This window comes from Marinobacter sp. 2_MG-2023 (genome assembly GCF_030546935.1).
Taxonomy (GTDB): Bacteria; Pseudomonadota; Gammaproteobacteria; order Pseudomonadales; family Oleiphilaceae; genus Marinobacter.
On sequence record NZ_JAUOPH010000007.1, the window covers coordinates 105,646 to 123,576 of the forward strand.

The 17,931-nt window shown below is 55.2% G+C and carries 20 protein-coding genes; 15 read left to right on the plus strand and 5 right to left on the minus strand.

Annotation, left to right across the window (positions count from 1 at the left end):
• Positions 1 to 70: 70 nt before the first annotated feature.
• The 7 genes from nrdR (at position 71) to Q4501_RS17345 (ending at position 5,376) form a co-directional block, all read left to right on the plus strand.
• Positions 71 to 589: a transcriptional regulator NrdR gene (gene nrdR / locus Q4501_RS17315; RefSeq protein ID WP_303597513.1), complete on the plus strand. Its 519-nt coding sequence runs from the start codon at positions 71 to 73 to the stop codon at positions 587 to 589.
• Positions 586 to 1,701 carry a bifunctional diaminohydroxyphosphoribosylaminopyrimidine deaminase/5-amino-6-(5-phosphoribosylamino)uracil reductase RibD gene (ribD, locus tag Q4501_RS17320; RefSeq protein ID WP_303597514.1) on the plus strand — a complete coding sequence of 372 codons (1,116 nt, stop codon included), beginning with the start codon at positions 586 to 588 and terminating at the stop codon, positions 1,699 to 1,701. The genes nrdR and ribD overlap by 4 nt, the downstream gene beginning before the upstream one ends.
• Before the next feature lie 75 nt (positions 1,702 to 1,776).
• The gene (ribBA, locus tag Q4501_RS17325) at positions 1,777 to 2,892 is read left to right on the plus strand and encodes a bifunctional 3,4-dihydroxy-2-butanone-4-phosphate synthase/GTP cyclohydrolase II (protein WP_303597515.1); all 1,116 of its coding nucleotides are present in this window, start codon (positions 1,777 to 1,779) and stop codon (positions 2,890 to 2,892) included.
• A gap of 47 nt (positions 2,893 to 2,939) precedes the next feature.
• Positions 2,940 to 3,416, plus strand: a complete 477-nt coding sequence (gene ribE / locus Q4501_RS17330; protein WP_303597516.1) for a 6,7-dimethyl-8-ribityllumazine synthase — start codon at positions 2,940 to 2,942, stop codon at positions 3,414 to 3,416.
• Entirely contained in the window at positions 3,416 to 3,892 is a 477-nt protein-coding gene (gene nusB, locus Q4501_RS17335) for a transcription antitermination factor NusB (RefSeq protein WP_303597517.1), read from the plus strand. The genes ribE and nusB overlap by 1 nt, the downstream gene beginning before the upstream one ends.
• A gap of 3 nt (positions 3,893 to 3,895) precedes the next feature.
• Positions 3,896 to 4,852: a thiamine-phosphate kinase gene (gene thiL / locus Q4501_RS17340; protein WP_303597518.1), complete on the plus strand. Its 957-nt coding sequence runs from the start codon at positions 3,896 to 3,898 to the stop codon at positions 4,850 to 4,852.
• Positions 4,849 to 5,376, plus strand: coding sequence for a phosphatidylglycerophosphatase A (locus tag Q4501_RS17345; RefSeq protein WP_303597519.1), 528 nt, complete (start codon positions 4,849 to 4,851; stop codon positions 5,374 to 5,376). Before thiL ends, Q4501_RS17345 begins: the two co-directional genes overlap by 4 nt.
• A gap of 45 nt (positions 5,377 to 5,421) precedes the next feature.
• Here Q4501_RS17345 and Q4501_RS17350 read toward each other — a convergent pair whose 3' ends face one another.
• Positions 5,422 to 5,625, minus strand: a complete 204-nt coding sequence (locus Q4501_RS17350) for a DUF6316 family protein (RefSeq protein ID WP_303597520.1) — start codon at positions 5,623 to 5,625, stop codon at positions 5,422 to 5,424.
• Between the two features lie 255 nt (positions 5,626 to 5,880).
• Here Q4501_RS17350 and Q4501_RS17355 point away from each other — a divergent pair, with 255 nt between their 5' ends.
• Positions 5,881 to 6,585, plus strand: a complete 705-nt coding sequence (locus Q4501_RS17355; RefSeq protein WP_303597521.1) for a DUF2057 family protein — start codon at positions 5,881 to 5,883, stop codon at positions 6,583 to 6,585.
• 22 nt (positions 6,586 to 6,607) lie between these two features.
• Here Q4501_RS17355 and Q4501_RS17360 read toward each other — a convergent pair whose 3' ends face one another.
• Both Q4501_RS17360 and Q4501_RS17365 read right to left on the minus strand, forming a co-directional pair.
• Positions 6,608 to 8,155, minus strand: coding sequence for a wax ester/triacylglycerol synthase family O-acyltransferase (locus Q4501_RS17360; protein ID WP_303597522.1), 1,548 nt, complete (start codon positions 8,153 to 8,155; stop codon positions 6,608 to 6,610).
• A gap of 126 nt (positions 8,156 to 8,281) precedes the next feature.
• Complete coding sequence (locus Q4501_RS17365) at positions 8,282 to 9,193, minus strand: LysR substrate-binding domain-containing protein (RefSeq protein WP_303597523.1); 912 nt, start codon at positions 9,191 to 9,193, stop codon at positions 8,282 to 8,284.
• Between the two features lie 102 nt (positions 9,194 to 9,295).
• On the opposite strand from Q4501_RS17365, the gene Q4501_RS17370 reads away from it, so the two are divergent.
• On the plus strand, positions 9,296 to 10,282 hold the full coding sequence (locus tag Q4501_RS17370) for a glutathione S-transferase family protein (RefSeq protein WP_303597524.1): 987 nt from the start codon (positions 9,296 to 9,298) through the stop codon (positions 10,280 to 10,282).
• Here the strand turns inward: Q4501_RS17370 and ispB are convergent.
• Positions 10,275 to 11,243 carry an octaprenyl diphosphate synthase gene (ispB, locus tag Q4501_RS17375; protein ID WP_303597525.1) on the minus strand — a complete coding sequence of 323 codons (969 nt, stop codon included), beginning with the start codon at positions 11,241 to 11,243 and terminating at the stop codon, positions 10,275 to 10,277. The genes Q4501_RS17370 and ispB overlap by 8 nt on opposite strands.
• Positions 11,244 to 11,492: 249 nt before the next feature.
• Between ispB and rplU the strand changes: the two genes are divergently transcribed.
• The 4 genes from rplU (at position 11,493) to proB (ending at position 14,624) form a co-directional block, all read left to right on the plus strand.
• A complete protein-coding gene (gene rplU, locus Q4501_RS17380) occupies positions 11,493 to 11,804 on the plus strand; it encodes a 50S ribosomal protein L21 (RefSeq protein WP_072799598.1) in 312 nt (103 codons plus the stop codon).
• Between the two features lie 36 nt (positions 11,805 to 11,840).
• Entirely contained in the window at positions 11,841 to 12,104 is a 264-nt protein-coding gene (rpmA, locus tag Q4501_RS17385; RefSeq protein ID WP_144780029.1) for a 50S ribosomal protein L27, read from the plus strand.
• A gap of 146 nt (positions 12,105 to 12,250) precedes the next feature.
• Positions 12,251 to 13,441, plus strand: a complete 1,191-nt coding sequence (gene cgtA / locus Q4501_RS17390) for an Obg family GTPase CgtA (protein ID WP_303597526.1) — start codon at positions 12,251 to 12,253, stop codon at positions 13,439 to 13,441.
• Between the two features lie 58 nt (positions 13,442 to 13,499).
• Positions 13,500 to 14,624: a glutamate 5-kinase gene (gene proB / locus Q4501_RS17395; RefSeq protein WP_303597527.1), complete on the plus strand. Its 1,125-nt coding sequence runs from the start codon at positions 13,500 to 13,502 to the stop codon at positions 14,622 to 14,624.
• A gap of 70 nt (positions 14,625 to 14,694) precedes the next feature.
• On the opposite strand, the gene rpsT is transcribed toward proB, so the two are convergent.
• Positions 14,695 to 14,964, minus strand: a complete 270-nt coding sequence (gene rpsT / locus Q4501_RS17400; RefSeq protein WP_303597528.1) for a 30S ribosomal protein S20 — start codon at positions 14,962 to 14,964, stop codon at positions 14,695 to 14,697.
• Positions 14,965 to 15,263: 299 nt separating this feature from the next.
• Here rpsT and murJ point away from each other — a divergent pair, with 299 nt between their 5' ends.
• A complete protein-coding gene (murJ, locus tag Q4501_RS17405; protein WP_303597529.1) occupies positions 15,264 to 16,856 on the plus strand; it encodes a murein biosynthesis integral membrane protein MurJ in 1,593 nt (530 codons plus the stop codon).
• Positions 16,857 to 16,938: 82 nt separating this feature from the next.
• Positions 16,939 to 17,916 carry a bifunctional riboflavin kinase/FAD synthetase gene (gene ribF / locus Q4501_RS17410; RefSeq protein ID WP_303597530.1) on the plus strand — a complete coding sequence of 326 codons (978 nt, stop codon included), beginning with the start codon at positions 16,939 to 16,941 and terminating at the stop codon, positions 17,914 to 17,916.
• Positions 17,917 to 17,931: the final 15 nt, after the last annotated feature.

A 17,931-nucleotide genomic window follows, 5' to 3' on the forward strand; every position in this document is an offset into this window, starting at 1 on the left:
ATTTTGCAAGATCTGCCGGGCACGGGGTGCACTCACCTCGCTGCCCGGCTCCCTCTCCGGAGTTCCTGACATGCATTGTCCTTTCTGTGGTGAAGCAGATACCAAGGTTATTGACTCACGCCTGGTGGCGGAGGGCGATCAGGTGCGCCGCCGTAGAGAATGTCTTTCCTGCCGGGAGCGCTTTACTACGTTTGAGTCGGCCGAGCTGGTGATGCCCAGAGTGGTTAAGCAGGACGGTATCCGTCAGCCCTTTGATGAAGAGAAGCTGCGGTCAGGGATCATGAAGGCACTGGAGAAACGCCCAGTCAGTATTGAGCAAATCGACGCAGCACTTAATCGCATCAAGTATCGCCTGCGGGCGACAGGCGAGCGTGAGGTCAAGTCTATGCAGTTGGGTGAAGAGGTGATGACCGAGCTACGTCAGCTCGACAAAGTTGCCTATGTCCGGTTTGCTTCTGTATATCGCAGTTTTCAGGATATCAACGAATTCAAGGAAGAAATTGAGCGGCTTTCTGCCAGCAATGGCGAAACGCCGGTTGATGTTGCGAAAGTATTGGCAGATAACCACGCCCCTGAAGGAAAAAAATGACCGCATTCCGGGACCGGTCCATGATGGCTCGGGCTATACAGCTTGCATGGCGGGGCCGCTATTCGACTCATCCCAACCCGCGAGTGGGTTGTGTGGTGGCCCGTGGTGATAAGATCCTGGGCGAAAGCTGGCATGAACGGGCCGGAGAGGCCCATGCTGAAATCCGCGCGCTCAGCCAGGCTGGTCCGTCTGCACGTGGTGCCACAGCCTATGTCACGCTCGAACCCTGCAGCCATTTTGGCCGAACACCGCCATGCGCGCGGGCGTTGATTGATGCAGGCGTGTCCCGCGTATTCGCGGCCACTAAAGACCCCAACCCGTCGGTCTCCGGAAGGGGCCTTGATATGCTTCGTGAAGCCGGTATCCGGGTCTACGAAGGGCTCTTGGCGGAGGAGGCTGCACGACTGAATCCCGGCTTCATGAAGCGCATGAATACAGGCCGGCCCTGGGTCAGGCTCAAGATGGCGTCCAGTCTGGATGGGCGCACCGCTATGGCCTCGGGTGAGAGCCAGTGGATTACCGGTGATGAGGCCCGCCGCGACGTTCAGCGGCTCAGGGCCATCAGTGATGCGATTCTTACCGGTGTAGGAACCGTACTTGCAGATGACCCCTCATTGACAGTCCGGCGAGAAGAACTTGGGGATATAGGCGATGCAACCGAGCCTTCCCGTCAGCCGTTGCGTGTGATTGCCGACAGGGACGCCAGAACGCCTCCGTCTGCGACAATTCTGCGTGGGGGAAAGGTTCAGGTGTTTTGTGCCTCGTCCACGCTTGCAACAGCGCCCGCACAGGATCTTGCCGCCTTGGGGATCCGTCTGAAGGGCGTGGCCTGGAAAGACAATGGTATAGATGTTGCCGAGCTTTTGGATTCGCTGGGTAAACTGGGTATTAATGAACTGTTGGTGGAAGCCGGGCCTACTCTGGCAGGCACATTCATCAGTGAAAAGCTTGTGGATGAACTCTGGCTTTACCAGGCTCCGGTATTTCTGGGAAGTACTGGTCGGCCGACGGCGCATCTGCCTCTGGAAACTATGGCTGACAAGATCGAGTGGATCGTACAAGACCGGCGACAGGTAGGGGATGACCAGCGTCTGATTCTGGTTCGCCGTTAAATGTCTAAATTCACAGTGCGTCCCGGTATGGCGGCCTGAAGCTGCAGCGGGTGCATTGAAAGGGTGCAAAACAGTATGGCACTGAACAGTGTTGAAGAAATCATTGAGGACATTCGCCAGGGCAATATGGTGATCCTGATGGATGATGAAGACCGGGAGAACGAAGGTGACCTGGTGATGGCGGCCGAGCATTGTTCTGCCGAAGCCATCAACTTCATGGCTCGCTTTGGCCGCGGCCTTATCTGCATGCCTATGACCCGGGACAGGTGTGAGCAGCTGGGTCTCCCGTTAATGGTGCAGCAGAACGCCTCGGGGTTTGGAACCAAGTTTACGCTTTCCATTGAGGCAGCCACAGGTGTGACGACGGGCATTTCGGCCGCAGACCGCGCTCGCACGGTGCAGGCTGCAGTGGCCCGAAATGCAAGGGCGTCAGACCTCGTTCAGCCTGGGCACATTTTCCCGTTGATGTCGGACCCCGGCGGAGTGCTGAGCCGTGCAGGCCATACAGAAGCATCCTGCGATCTGGCTGCTTTGGCCGGTTGCGAACCTGCCGGTGTAATTTGTGAAATCATGAACGATGACGGTTCCATGGCACGGCGGGAAGACCTTGAACGTTTTGCCGCAGAGCACAATCTTAAAATTGGAACAATTGCTGACCTTATCCATTACCGCACCACGCATGAGCGTACCGTGGAATGCGTCGAAGAGAATCAGATCGATACCGAATATGGTGTGTTCAAACTTCGCACTTATCGGGATGTCATTCAGGGCTCTACGCATCTGGCAATGGTGTATGGTGAGCTCCCGGTGGATGAGCCGGTGCACGTACGTGTTCACATCACAGATACACTTCGGGACCTGCTTGGAGCCCGTCGCAAGGATTCCCGAAGCTGGCCGTTACACCACGCGCTTGAAAAAGTTGCAGTTGAAGGTAGTGGGGTTGTGGTTCTGCTGAACAGTGCGGAAGATAGCTACAATCTGGAAGACCGTATTCAGGAGTTCTTTGATCAGGGGCAGGGGCCTGCCGGTAAGGGTAGCTCTGGTGTTTATTTCACCGTAGGGACAGGCTCCCAGATTCTGCGGGATCTGGGCGTGAGCAAAATGCGTTTGCTTAGTCCGCCGGTGAAATACTCGGCTATTTCCGGATTTGATCTGGAAGTGGTTGAGTACATTCCCTACACCCCAGACTGATAAACCTGGCTGCAGCACTGTGGCTGCAGCCCGAGAAGGAGCCATCGATGGCAGATATTAAAGTAATTGAAGGTGATTTTACCCAGTGCAGTGGTCGTTATGCGTTGGTGGTTGGTCGTTTTAACGGTTTTGTTGTGGAAAGCCTGGTAGATGGTGCCGTTGATACCCTGCGCCGCCACGGTATTGCTGACAGTGATATCACCATTGTGCGTGTCCCTGGTGCATATGAAATGCCGCTGGCGGTGAAGCGCGTGGCAGAAGCGGGCGACTACGATGCCATTATTGCTTTGGGCGCGGTTATCCGTGGTGGAACGCCGCATTTCGAATATGTGGCAGGAGAAGCCTCAAGCGGCCTTGGCGCGGTAAGTCTGGAAACAGACGTGCCGGTGACCTTTGGTGTGCTGACCGTTGATTCTATCGAGCAGGCTATCGAGCGCTCCGGCACCAAGGCCGGCAACAAAGGCGCAGAAGCAGCTATTACGGCGCTGGAAATGGTCAGCCTGTTCAACAAGCTGGGTGAGTAATGAGCGATACTGAAGATACGACATCCCGCCCGGCGCCGTCCGGTCAGCCAAAAGCTGGCGATCGCCGCCGCGCTCGGGTTCTGGCAATGCAGGGGCTTTATCAACGTCACTTTACCAAGAGCCCGATCTCGGATATCGAAGCTGAGTTCATGGTCGATAACGACATGGCAAAGGTCGATACCCTGTACTTCCGGGATGTTCTGCGCGGTGTCCATCGCGAGCAGGAAGAACTTGATAAGCTGATTGAGCCGTTTCTTGATCGCCCGCTGCTTGAGGTGGATCCGGTGGAGTTGGCGATTGTTCGAGTTGGTGCTTATGAGCTGCGTCACCGGCTGGATGTGCCTTACAAAGTTGTGATTAACGAAGGCATTGAGCTAGCGAAGCGATTCGGTGGTACAGAAGGGCACAAGTTCGTTAACAGTGTGCTGGACAAGCTGGGCCGGCGTTTGCGCCTCGCCGAGACACGTTCGCGTTGACCGATGGGCGAATTTGAGCTGATTCGGCGGTATTTCGTGCCGTTAGCCTGCTCGCCCGGCTCCCAATCAGTCCTTGTGGGGCCGGGCGACGACTGTGCCATCCAGAGAATTCCCGCCGGTTCTGACCTGGTTTTTTCCATAGATACCCTTGTTGAAAGTGTGCACTTTCCCCTCAACTATCGTCCGGATTTTCTTGGTTGGAGGGCGCTTGCAGCTGCTGCCAGCGATCTTGCGGCTATGGGAGCGGACCCAACCTGCTTCACGCTTGCCCTGACCTTGCCGGAGGTTGATGAGAGCTGGCTGCGTGGCTTTGCTTTCGGGCTTGGAGAGGCTGCTAAAGCGTTCGGGTTGGTGCTTGCGGGCGGTGATACAACCCGTGGGCCTCTGGCTTTGAGCGTACAGGTACATGGCCTGGTTCCTCAAGGAACCGCCATCCGTCGATCTGGTGCCGGGCCGGGTGATCTGGTCGTGGTGTCCGGTAGCTTGGGTGATGCTGGTGCCGCCCTGCAGTACCTTGACGTCCTGAGCCCTTCCGCCGACGAAGCTTATGTGATTGAGCGTTATCACCATCCTGAGCCGAGGTTGAAACTGGGCATAGCCCTTAGAGATTTCGCGACGGCTGCCATTGATGTATCAGACGGCTTGTTGGCCGATCTGGGCCATATTCTTGAGGCCTCCTCTGTCGGTGCGAGTATTGAGCGTTCCCGTGTGCCGGTGTCGCCTTCACTCAAGCGGTTGACCGGCTCCGCAGCCTGCGATTATGCGCTGCACTCCGGAGATGACTACGAGCTCTGTGTCACCATTCCTGAGGCAAGCTGGGCCAGCGCGCCATTGTCACTGAAGCAACAGCTTACTGTTATTGGTGTGATAGAGTCTATGCAGGGTTTGCGCCTGGATGGTGCTGATGTAGGGTCGGGGTCTGAGACAGTAGGTTTTGACCATTTCAGGAGAGAATCATGAGTCAGGAAGATCAGTGGCCAGAGCCGGATTTGCCCCAGGCTATTCTGCCTCCGGGTTTTCTGAAAAACCCCGTACACCTTTTGGCCTTCGGGTTTGGTAGTGGTGCCGCGTCCCGCGCTCCCGGAACCTGGGGTAGCCTGGCTGCCATTCCTCTATGGTATGGCTTTGCGTGGTTGCCACCTCTCGCCTATTGGCTTGTGGTTGTCCTGGCCTTCCTGGTGGGTATCTGGTTGTGCGGAAAAACAGCCGCTGACCTGAAAGTTCACGACCACGGTGGGATTGTATGGGACGAGTTCGTTGGGATGTGGATTGCCCTCGGGCTCTTTCCCGATCAGATTTATGGTGTATTGCTGGCGTTTCTGATTTTCAGGTTTTTCGATGTTCTCAAACCTTGGCCCATAAACTGGCTGGATGAGCGGTTGCCCGGCGGGCTGGGGATCATGGTGGACGACGTGGTTGCAGGTGGCATGGCGCTCCTGTGCCTGGTCGCGATTGATGCCTGGCTGGCGCCTTACATTCTTTAAAAGAAGCCTGGGCTGCTTAATTATATCTGGAGCGTTGAAGAGCCTTTAGTGCACCTGCTGCTCTTCCGGCAATAGCCTGACCACGTGCAGGAAGCGCTGTAGCCCGGTTTCCGCTCGATCCCTCGAGGCAAAGGGGCCACTGTCAAAACCCTCACGGGTTGTGAAATACCACTTGTTCCCGACGCAGAAAAACCTGCTACTACGAAAGGGGATGCTGCCCTCTTCTCCTGATCTGACCTGAGTATTCATGGCCGACTCCTGTGCAAGCGCCAAATATCTGCCTTGCGGGCAGCGTGTAATGGATAGGCGTTTGTTTAAAATTAATACAGATTCAGGGGAATTCAACATTTTTTAACAATTATGTGTTAGCTAGTTAAACCGTGACCGAGCGTTGTTTTCTTTTGCGTATCCGGTTGCCCTCAACATTGGCTGTGTTCAGAATACAGGATAACTGACCACAGCCTTCGCCCGTCGGTTCCTAACCTGTGCCCCTAAGGAGAAAAAATGAGTATCAGTCGCGTTTTGCGTGTTAGTCGTTCTGAGTTGCGTTATCCCGCCCGATGGTTGCAGTTGGTTCGGGTGTTGTTCCCCGCTTTGCTTCTTTCAGCGTTGGTTGGCTGCTCCTCTGCAGTTACCAAGCTCGAGACTTGGGAGGGGGATCCGGCGACTGCAGTGAATGCGGCTACGCTGAAAGCGCCAGGTGCTATTCAGGTCAGCCGAGTCAACGGGCGGAGCATGACTAACTATCTGATGGATGACCTGGCCCTGGATTATGCGCTACTTCCAGGTGAGAACGAGGTGGTGTTCACTTATAAAACTATCTGGGCCAAGTCTGGAGTAGTGGATAACGGTGAATCCAAAGTTCATGTGATTAAAAGCAAGCCCCAGGTCGCGCGATTTGAAGCTAGCCCTAACGAGACCTATAGATTCGAATTTGACAAGCCAGAGTCCCGTCAACAAGCCGAACAGGTCATGCCGGAGTTCTCTGCGGCGATCGTGGGGAGCGATGGTCAGACACGGGTACAGTCTTCAGACTGGTCGCCTGCGGAAAGCACTTCGGTTGGTCGGACCCCTCTGTCAGGAAGCACGGCCGCAGCGGGCGGAACTCTGTCAGAGGATGGTATGACGTCGTTGGAGCGCCTGAAAGCCATCTGGGCAACTGCTACTGACGAAGAGAAGAAAACGTTTTTGCGTTGGGCGTTTGAGTAAGCGTCTGGCCCTTTGCTAGCTGTTATCGCCTGAAGCGGCCCGTGAGCCGCTTCAGTGCGCCTTCCAATAAACCCATTGCGTTGTCTGCCAGTGTCTGGCTCCGGGTCTCGGTTAGCGGAGTATGTAATTCCTCAGGGTCAAGCTCGCTGGCCGCTTTCTCTATGGCCTCAAGGCTGTCACAGACATGCTTCCGGAGTGAATTGCCCTGGGGCACGACATCGGGGCAAACAGTAAAGTTGAGTGTCAGGCTGCCTTGATAACTCATGGCAACCACCACCAGCCCCATGCTGTCGAACAATGGTGCCGTATTATACTGCTGAGTCAGCTTCGCACCCTGCAAATAAAGGGGTACCTTAGGGCCGGGCACGTTGGTAATCGCCAAATTGAAAACAGGCCGATAGCGTTGGGCAATCTGCAGTTCTGAATATAGTCTGGCAGACAGCGCCAGCATATTTGATGGTAAAAGCTCTGTGAGCCGGTCTGCAGCAATCGCGTCACGATAGGGTTCCGAAGATACGGCGTTCCAGTGAATTTTCCTTATGCGCCGTGCCGGGTCGGGCTCGTTGGTGGCGAGGTCCAGCAGCATGGCTGACATCTGGTTTCCGGTGGTTCTGCTCAGAGTGCTTGAGCGCACTGAGATGGGCGTCATGGCAATCAGAGACTGGCGTGTATCTGCGTCTTGCGTTCCAAGGTATCGCTTCAGTGTTTCTGCACAAAGTCCAAGCACCACATCGTTAAGCGTGACATCACCCAGTGCCGCCTTGATCGCTTTGAGGCGGGACAACTCAACTTTAGCGGGTACGATCTGCCGATTCGGGGTGATTTTCCGGTTAAACGGACTGTGAGGTGCTGAAAATAGGGGGAATGGAAGAGGAATCTTCAGCAGTTGTTTCTGGATCAGCCCTCGGGCAGTTGTCTCCGCAGCTCCCGCTGCCAGAGAGGCAAATCGCCAGGGCGTGCGCAGGATATTGGCTCCGGCCTGGATTATCACCCTCTCCTCGGACGGCTTTGGGCGCGCCTTCCAGGGACGTGGCGCATTGATGGGCTGCGGTTGCGGAGTATACTCGAGAAGCTTGCCGATAATTTCTTCGCCACTGAAGGCGTCGATGGCTGCGTGATGCAGTTTGACAATAAGCGCAAACCCCTCCCGACCTTTTTTGCTGCTTTCTTCAGCATTCTTTTCGCCCAACTGAAAGCCATCCACGAAGGTTATATGCCACAGCGGGCGGTCCCGTTTTAGGGGCTCTTCGAGGATTTTCGACGCAAGAGTCATCAGGTTTGACTCACGGCTGTTTACGCCGAGGCTTACATAGGCCAGATGCCGTTCGATGCTGAATTCAGGATCATCAATCCAGTAGGGTCGCCCCAGACGCAGAGGTATCTCTTTCAGGCGTTGGCGGAAAACAGGCACGACATGAAGGCGGCTGCGCAGATGCGAAATAAAGGTACTGAAGGCCAGAGGTGCGTCCCTTTCGCTGGCGTCGAACAGGTAAATGCTGCCGATATGCATTGGCGCATTCGCGGATTCGAGATACAGGAAGGACGCGTCCAGTTCGGATAGCTGCCACATCAATGGGCTCCGTTCATTTTCCGGGTTTTTCGTAGTATAGATGAATGTGATCTAGCCTCGGTTGACTCATTTGCCTGTAAGCACTCTGCGCCGGAGGCATTATTCCGCCCGACTCGCCTCGAGGCCTTAAGCATCGAGCCATTCTGTAAGCGCTGAATCGCTGGTGAGTCGTTGCCAGAACCACATCAATGCTTTGCCTTTGTCGTCCGCATGCCTTGCTGCCTGCAACGCGACAGCCTGCCTTGGTTCGCACACCTGCTTTTCGATAAGTTGGCCTGAGGCAAGAAGCCCTTTCACTCGAGGCTTTGGCAGCCAGCCGACACCCAGGCCTGCTTTCTGTATGGCGATTTTATGGTCGATGTTTGCGCCGGTCAGCGTGCGTTGTCGGTGAAAAATTCCTGCGTGGCCGGCGGGTAGAGAACGGGAGGTGTCAGCCGCGACCGCGGCGGGAAAGCGGCAAATATCGTCTTCACTCAGCGGTTCTGGTGCCTGTGCCAGCGGGTGGTCAGGTGCAACCGCAAAAACAAAGCTCATTCTGCCAAGCATATGGCTGGTGAAGTTTCCGGTGGGCTTACTGATGTCGTCGGCACCAACAATAAGATCAGCCCTGCGGCCTTGAAGTGCATCCCAGGCGCCTGCAAAAACCTCTTCAGTAATCTGAACGTCAACCGGGATGCCCAGGGCGCAGAACTCTTTTATAGCCGGGAACAGACATTCTGCAGGCAGTAGCGAGTTGAACCCGATACGCAGTCGGGTTTCCCAACCCTGGGCAACTTGCCTGGTTGAATGTGCGAGGTTGGCGGCAGCATCAAGCAGCGTCCGTCCCTCTTTCAACAGGTAGAGCCCAGCCGGGGTGAGTGCCGCCCGGTGACCGCTCCGGTCGAACAGCGCAACGTTAAGGTCTTCCTCAAGTTTCTGCACGGTATAGCTGATTGCCGATGGCACCCGGAACAGCTCATTGGCGGCACCGGCGAAGCTGCCATTGCGATCGATGGCGTCGAGGACTTTTAAGGCGTCTATCGTGATGGCTGTTTGCATGTTCGAATTATCTGAGGTTGTTGGCCAGAATTGCGTGCTTGAGAGGGTAGCAGGGTGGCCGCTATTCTTCTTCGACTATTAGTATATTTATTGGAGTCAGTTATGGGTCTTCTCGTAGATGGTAAATGGCACGACCAGTGGTATGACACCGACAAGACCGGTGGTAAGTTCGAGCGCGAAGCCGCTCGGTTCCGCAACTGGGTGACTGCAGATGGCTCCCGGGGGACAGCGGGCGAGGGTGGTTTCAAGGCGGAGTCAGGTCGTTATCATTTATATGTCTCTCTGGCTTGTCCCTGGGCCCATCGCACCTTGATTTTTCGGAAGCTGAAGGGACTTGAGGCCCATGTGTCAGTGTCTGTTGTTCATCCGGATATGGTGGAGAATGGCTGGGAGTTCCGGCCCGGAGAGGACACGCACAGGGACGATCTTTACGACTTCCGTTTTATGCATCAGATCTATACCAGAGCCGCACCGGCGTATTCCGGTCGGGTGACGGTTCCGGTTCTGTGGGATAAGTATCAGCAGACTATTGCCAGCAATGAATCGGCGGATATTATCCGTATGTTCAACTCCGCGTTTGATAATCTGGAGGGAGTGAACACCGATCTGGACCTTTACCCCGATGCTCTTCGAGTAGAAATTGAGGCGGTAAATGAGCGGGTTTACAACACAGTGAATAACGGCGTTTACAAGGCGGGTTTTGCCACAGTTCAGGAGCAGTATGAAGAAGCCTACGCTGAGTTGTTTGATTCTCTGGACTGGCTGGAAGCCAAACTTTCCGGCCAGCGCTATCTGACGGGAAGTCGTATCACAGAAGCAGACTGGCGGCTTTTCACAACACTGATACGGTTTGATGCGGTTTACTACAGCCACTTCAAGTGCAATCGACAGCGTATCTGCGATTTTCCGGCGCTTTCAGGTTATCTGAGGGAGTTGTATCAGGTGCCTGGTGTAGCCGACACCGTGGATATTGATCAGATCAAGCGCCACTATTACGTGAGCCAGCGCACCATCAATCCGACTCAGGTCGTGCCATTGGGGCCGCTCCTGGATTTCACAGCTCCCCACGGTCGGAACAGGCTTAGCTGACTCTCGCTACAGCGACCTGGGTCAATAGTTTCAGCGCGTCTTTGTGGGGTGAGTCAGGGAGGGTGGCCAGAGTGTCAGAAGCTTTGGTTGCTTCGGCTATGGCTCGTTCCATGGTGTATTCCAACGCACCAGAGGCTTCAACAAGTTTCAGAATCCGTGGCAAGTCGTCGAGCCCACCTTTGCGGATGGCCTGGCGAATGAACTGACGGTCTCCCTCGCTGCTGTGAGTCATAGCGTGGATCAGAGGCAGTGTGGTTTTGCCTTCGGCCAAATCGTCGCCAACGTTTTTACCCATGGTGTCGGCATCGCCACGATAATCGAGAACATCATCCACCAGCTGGAAGGCCAATCCCAGGTGTTTGCCATAATCTTTCAGTGCTTGTTCCTGAGTGTCGTTGGCGTTCGCTAGCAAGGCGCCGGAGTGGGACGCCGCTTCGAACAGCATGGCCGTTTTGTTATGTATCACGGTCATGTACTGATCTTCGGTGAGATCCGGGTTCTTTACATTCATCAGCTGCATGACCTCGCCCTGAGCTATCACGGCCGTGGCGTGCGACAGAACCTCCATAATAGGAAGGCTCTTCAGCTCGACCATCATCTCGAATGCGCGGGCGTAGAGGAAATCACCTACCAGCACGCTGGGCGCGTTCCCCCAGTTTGCATTAGCTGTGCTCCGGCCCCGGCGCATATCCGATGTATCTACAACATCATCATGGAGCAGGGTGGCTGTATGTAGGAATTCGATCACCACAGCCAGTTTGAGGTGTTCGTCTTTACAGTAACCTGCGGCGCGGCTGGAAAGTAAAACCAGTAGAGGTCTCAGGCGCTTACCGCCGCTTTCAATAATGTACTGGGCTATTTTTTCTACCAGAGGGACATCGGAGGAAAGTCGCTGGATGATCAGGTCATTAACGCGGCTGAAGTCGTCCGCCACGGTGTCGTAAATGCGCTGGGCTGTCATGCGGCTTGTGGATCCCTTGCTGGTGTCTTGATTATGTAGTTGTCTAGTGTACTGATAATACAGGCAGGTTGCGGCAATGCTAGGTTTTGCCGCGGTTAGTGTCAACTTGGCTTGTATTGCGAAGCGCCTTTTCGTACAATCACGCGCCCAACTCATCCCAACCTGCGCTCCCTGCTATAGGGTCGCCAGAGCGCTTCCCTTAGAACCAGGTGGATAAGAGCAGGGATGGGTCAATCGCGGAGAATATTAATGTACGCAGTTATTGTTAGCGGTGGTAAACAGCACCGTGTAAAAGAAGGCGAAACTCTGAAGCTGGAAAAGCTGGAAGTGGAAACAGGCGGTAACGTCGAGTTTGACCGCGTTCTGCTGATTGCGGATGGCGACAACTTTAAAGTTGGCGCGCCGGTTGTTGATGGTGCCAAAGTGACTGCGGAAGTAGTCAGCCACGGTCGTCACGACAAGATTCAGATCATCAAGTTCCGTCGTCGGAAGCACTCGATGAAGCGTCAGGGCCACCGTCAGTGGTTTACTGAAGTAAAGATCACGGGTATCCAGGGCTAAGCTCTCGGAAAAAACCCCTTAATCAGGAGGCTTGTCATGGCTCATAAAAAAGCAGCAGGTAGTACCCGTAACGGTCGCGATTCCGAGTCGAAACGACTTGGTGTGAAGCGCTACGGCGGCGAATCAGTATCTGCAGGCAGCATTATCGTTCGTCAGCGCGGAACTCGTTTCCACGCAGGCGTAAATGTTGGCCTGGGCAAAGACCACACGTTGTTCGCGAAAGCAGACGGCCAGGTCAAGTTCGAAGTGAAAGGTCCGCAGAACCGCAAGTTCGTAAGTATCGTTCCGGCTGCTGCCTAAGCAGCGGCGATCCGGTTCTGTCGAACCTTGGGTAGTCCTGATATTCTGCTGTCACAGTTAGAAGTCAGAGCCACCCGGAGCCCCGCAAAGCTTCCTTGAGGCTGCGGGGCTTTTTAGTTTATGCGCTACGCGCAAAGGGTTGATTCATGAAATTCGTAGACGAAGCCACAATCATCGTTGAGGCCGGTAACGGCGGGCATGGCTGCCTCAGCTTTCGGCGTGAAAAATACGTTCCCAGGGGTGGCCCTGATGGGGGTGATGGCGGTGATGGTGGCTCCGTGTATCTCGAGGCGAGCGACTCGCTCAATACACTGGTCGATTACCAGTTCCAGCGTAAACACAAGGCCCCGGGCGGAGAGCAGGGTTCTGGGCGCAACTGCACCGGAACCAAAGGCGAGGATCTGGTGCTGCCGGTGCCGGTCGGTACCACAGTGGTTGATGTGGACACCCACGAAGTGCTTGGCGATCTTACCCGCGTTGGTCAGCGCCTGAAGGTGGCCCAGGGTGGGTTTCATGGCCTTGGGAATACCCGATTCAAATCGTCGATAAACCGTGCACCGCGCCAAACGTCCAAAGGCTCTGAGGGTGAGCTCCGGAACCTGCGCCTGGAACTGAAAGTTCTGGCGGATGTCGGTCTTCTGGGTTTTCCCAACGCCGGCAAGTCCACCTTTATTCGTTCTGTGTCAGCTGCGACACCTAAAGTGGCTGACTACCCCTTTACGACACTGGTGCCGAATTTGGGTGTGGTCAGTGTGCAGGCGCACCAGAGTTTTGTTATCGCGGACATACCCGGGCTGATTGAGGGTGCTGCAGAAGGCGCGGGCCTGGGTATTCGCTTTCTCAAGCATCTTGTGCGCACCCGTTTGCTGCTGCACCTGGTGGACGTGGCGCCGTTCGATGGTTCCTCGCCGGCTGAAGCTGTGACAACGATTGCCCATGAACTCGAAAAATTCAGTGAAACTCTGGCTGGCCGCGATCGCTGGCTGGTGCTGAACAAGGTGGATATGGTTCCGGAGGAGGACCGTGAGGCTCATTGCCAGGCTATCATTGATGAGCTCGATTGGCAGGGTCCGGTTTTCCGTATCTCTGCACTGAGCGGTGAAGGCACCAAGCCGTTGACGCAAGCGGTTATGCGCTGGATCGAAGAACGTGCAGAGGAAGAGGCTGAAAATCCCGAGATTGCCGAGCAGGAAGCTGCTAGGCGCAGGCGCATGGACGAAGAGGCCCGCATTGGTATTGAGGAAGAAAAGCTGGCTCGTCGTGCGGCCCGTGAGGAAGGTGACGATGACTTTGACGATGACGATTACGACGTTGAAGTGGTGTATGCGCCTGAGTAAATTCAGGGTTTCATAGCCGGGGCCATCCCGATAATCAGAAAGATATAGTGTCTGAATCATGACTGAACGCGCTCAGCTGCCTCAGGCTCGACGCCTGGTGGTAAAAATCGGAAGTGCTCTGCTGACCAATGATGGTCGTGGCCTGGATGTACCGGCGCTCGGGCTTTGGGTAGATCAGATGGCAGCGCTGGTTAAGCAGGGTGTGGAGTTGGTTGTGGTTTCTTCCGGCTCGGTCGCTGAAGGCATGAGTCGTCTTGGCTGGAAAAAACGCCCGGAAAAACTGCATGAGCTTCAGGCTGCTGCTGCGGTCGGTCAGATGGGTTTGGTCCAGACTTGGGAGGCTGAGTTCAAACGCCACGGTATTCATACCGCCCAGATTCTGCTGACCCACGATGACCTTTCCGACCGCAAGCGCTATCTGAATGGGCGCAGTACGCTCAGGGCCCTTCTGGACTTTGGTGTTGTGCCTATCGTAAACGAAAACGATACGGTAGTTACCGACGAGATCCGCTTTGGTGATAACGACACGCTCGGCGCTCTGGTTGCCAACGTGGTTGAGGCGGATGGTCTGATTATCCTGACCGATCAGCTAGGGCTGTTCGATAAGGATCCTCGCAAAAACCCCGATGCCCGATTGGTGACGGAGGGCCTTGCCGGTGATCGTGAGCTGGATGAGATGGCTGGCGGGAGCGCTGGTGCGCTTGGTCGTGGCGGTATGCAGACCAAGGTGCGCGCTGCGCGCCTGGCTGCGCGCTCTGGAGCCTTTACGGTAATCGCGGGTGGCCGTGAAGAAGGTGTCCTTGCGAGGCTTCGCCGGGGTGACGTTCTAGGCACTCTGCTGCTTCCCGAGCAGGGGCGTATTGCAGCGCGCAAGCAGTGGCTGGCCAGCCATTTACAGACCCGGGGTAAGCTGACACTGGATGACGGTGCAGTGAAGGTGCTTCGCCAGGGTGGGCGCAGCCTTCTGCCTGTTGGCGTCAAGGGTGTTGCCGGGCAGTTTCGCCGAGGCGAGATGGTGTCCTGTGTCGATCAGAAAGGGTGTGAGGTTGCGCGTGGGCTGGCGAATTACGACGCAGTTGAGGCCAGGGCAATAGCGGGCCATTCAAGCAGCAGTATTGCAGAGGTTCTGGGCTATATTTCTGATGAAGAAATGATTCATCGGGATAATATGGTGATTGTCTGAAATAAAAAAACCGGCTTAATAGCCGGTTTTTTTTATCGCAACAAGAGCTTTTGGTTAGCGCAAGGCGCTATCAGGCACTCTTCAGCGCTTTGATCTTGGCGCTCATGCGGCTCTTCTGGCGAGCAACCTTGTTCTTGGTGAAGATGCCTTTGTTAACCATGCTGTCCATAATAGGCTGGGCAGTCTGAAATGCGGCTTGGGCTTCTTCGTAGTTGCCAGACTCAATTTTAGTCTGAACTTTTTTCATGTACGTGCGAGTCATGGAACGCAGGCTTGCGTTGTGCTTGCGGTTTTTCTCGTTCTGACGTGCGCGCTTTTTGGCTTGCGGGGTATTTGCCACCGTAAAACTCCTGAAAGTACTTAAAATTCGTTACTGAATGATTCGTACGGAAAACTCTGAACAAAACGTTAACCAGAGGCTTCCTGAAATCGCGGGCGCGCCCATAACCAGCGCGTCGAAATAAATGACGCGGAACTATGCCGCTCAAACCTGTAAATGTCAATACCAAAGCCCATTTGATCCCATGATCCGAAAGGGCTGTGGTAAACTCCCGGCTCGCTGGATACGGGTTCAGGAGGGAAGCAGGTAATTCCCGAAATACCCGGCCGAAAGAGTGCGCAACCCGGATAGAAGCCCGCATGCCATCGCAACCCGATAAATCACCGGCGCAGCCGCCGGAGAAACAGTCACCGGTCAAAGCCCCGGGCCTGCTCAGGTCATCCGGTTTGGTCGGGGTGATGACCATGTTATCCCGGGTGCTGGGTCTGGTACGGGATATGGTGATTGCGCGCTATTTTGGCGCCGGGGCCGGAGCTGATGCCTTCTTTGTTGCCTTCAAAATCCCCAACTTTTTACGCCGGCTTTTTGCAGAAGGTGCGTTTTCTCAGGCGTTCGTACCTGTGTTGTCATCCTATCGAGAGAATCGCCCGGCCTCTGACGTGAAGCGTTTGGTCGATGCGGTTGCCGGCTCTCTAGGCCTTGTTCTGCTGGGTATAACCCTGGTTGCGATGCTCGGTGCGCCGCTTTTGACCGCCGTCTTTGCTCCAGGCTTCCTGGATGATGACGTCAAATTTGCGCTGACGAGCGATATGTTGCGCATCACCTTTCCTTATTTATTGATGATTTCCCTTACAGCATTTGCTGGCGGCATTCTCAATAGCTACGACCGTTTCGCAGTGCCCGCATTTACGCCGGTTTTACTCAATCTAGCCATGATCGGTGCTGCTGTGTATCTCACGCCGTTGATGAGCGAGCCGGTCATGGCTCTGGCTTGGGGTGTGTTCATTGCTGGTGCGCTTCAGTTGTTTTTCCAGTTGCCTTTCCTGATGCGACTGGGGCTTATGCCGCGACCTCGTGTTGACTATCGGCACGAAGGCGTCAGTCGCATTCTCAAACTAATGGTGCCGGCGCTTTTCGGTGTCTCCGTCAGCCAGATCAATCTCCTGCTGGACACGGTTTTGGCGTCTTTTCTGCAAACGGGAAGTGTATCCTGGCTGTATTATTCCGACCGGCTTTCCGAGTTGCCCCTGGGTGTCTTCGGAATTGCCATTGCGACTGTCATTCTACCCAGCTTGTCACGTAAACATGCCGCAGCCTCTGCAGACCAGTTTGCCGCCACGCTGGATTGGGCTGTTCGCGCCGTATTGATCATCGGCGTTCCCTCTGCGCTGGCTCTGGGGTTGCTTGCAGAGCCGTTAATTGCAACCCTGTTTCATTATGGCGAGGTTACGGACAGAGATGTCGCCATGTCGGCTCAGAGCCTGCGGGCCTATTCTTCGGGCTTGCTCGCCTTCATGGTTATCAAGGTTTTGGCGCCGGGTTTTTTTGCGCGGCAGGACACCAGTACGCCCGTGAAAATTGGCATCATCGCCATGGTGGCCAATATGGTTTTCAATCTGGCACTCATCGTGCCTTTGGCCCATGCTGGCCTGGCGCTGGCGACGTCGCTGTCAGCCTGGCTTAATGCGGTTCTGCTCTGGCGCGGGCTGAGGCGGCAGGGAGCCTGGCAAAGCCAGCCCGGCTGGGGAAAATATCTTGTACAGATCGGTCTCGCGAATGCTGCCATGGTTGCCGTCATCCTCTGGCTGAACATGCCGGTCATGCGCTGGCTGTCGGCAGACGGAATTCAGCGTTCGCTCCATATGGGAATGATGGTCGTGGCTGCCAGTGGTACCTACTTCCTCGTTCTTGCGTTGGCAGGGGTGCGGGTAAGACATTTTCGGCAGAGGTAAGGTATAATCGCGCGTTTTCTCACCAGCGCCTTGCACACAGACAAGCGCTGAAAGCCAACTGGCAAATGAAGGTTCGCATTGCATGCGTCTGATCCGGGGTCTGACCAACCTGAAAATACTCTCCAGGCAGGTGGATTCACCGCTGGCAGAAGGCTGCGTCGCTACAATTGGTAACTTCGATGGCGTCCATCTGGGCCATCAAACCATTATTGACCAGGTCAAAAATAAGGCGCGGGTGCTGGATTTGCCCTCGGTTGTGATCATTTTCGAGCCTCAGCCCAGGGAGTTCTTTCAGGGGCTTGAGGCGCCGCCAAGGTTGATGGGGTTTCGACATAAGCTGGGAGCCCTGTTGGCGGCGGGCATTGATATCGTGCTGTGCCTGAAGTTCGATGAAACTTTTCGCGGTTATTCCGGTATGGGCTTTATCGAGGATGTGCTCATCGAAGGGCTTGCGGTGCGCCATCTCGTTGTTGGCGATGATTTCCGCTTTGGGTGCGATCGTGCTGGAGATTTTCGGTTACTTGAGGCGGTGGGGGCAATTGTCGGTTTTTCTGTGGAAAATACCCACACAGTATCCGTTGCTGATGAGCGTGTAAGCAGTACCCGTATCCGAAACCTGCTTCTGGAAAGCCAGCTGGAAAAGGCCGAGGCCCTGCTTGGACATCCTTATCACATAGTCGGACGAGTCGTTTATGGCAGACAGTTGGGGCGCAGTATCGGATCGCCTACTGCCAATATCCTGTTGCGCCAGATGCCGCCATTGCGTGGCGTTTATGTGGTCGGCGCAAGACTTGAGAGCGGTGAGACGCAGGACGGTGTTGCAAATATCGGCTTGCGCCCGACAGTGGATGGTAAACAGCCGGCATTGGAAGTGCACCTCTTTGACTTTACTGGCACACTTTACGGCCAGCATATTGACGTTGTTTTCCGCCACAAGCTGCGGGATGAAGAAAAGTTCGACTCCATCGATGCGCTGAAAGCGCAGATAGCCAGGGACTTCGACTCTGCCAGAGTATGGTTGACCGAACATCCCGGGCAGAACATCACTGACTCAAACTGACCAAAAGAGTACGCA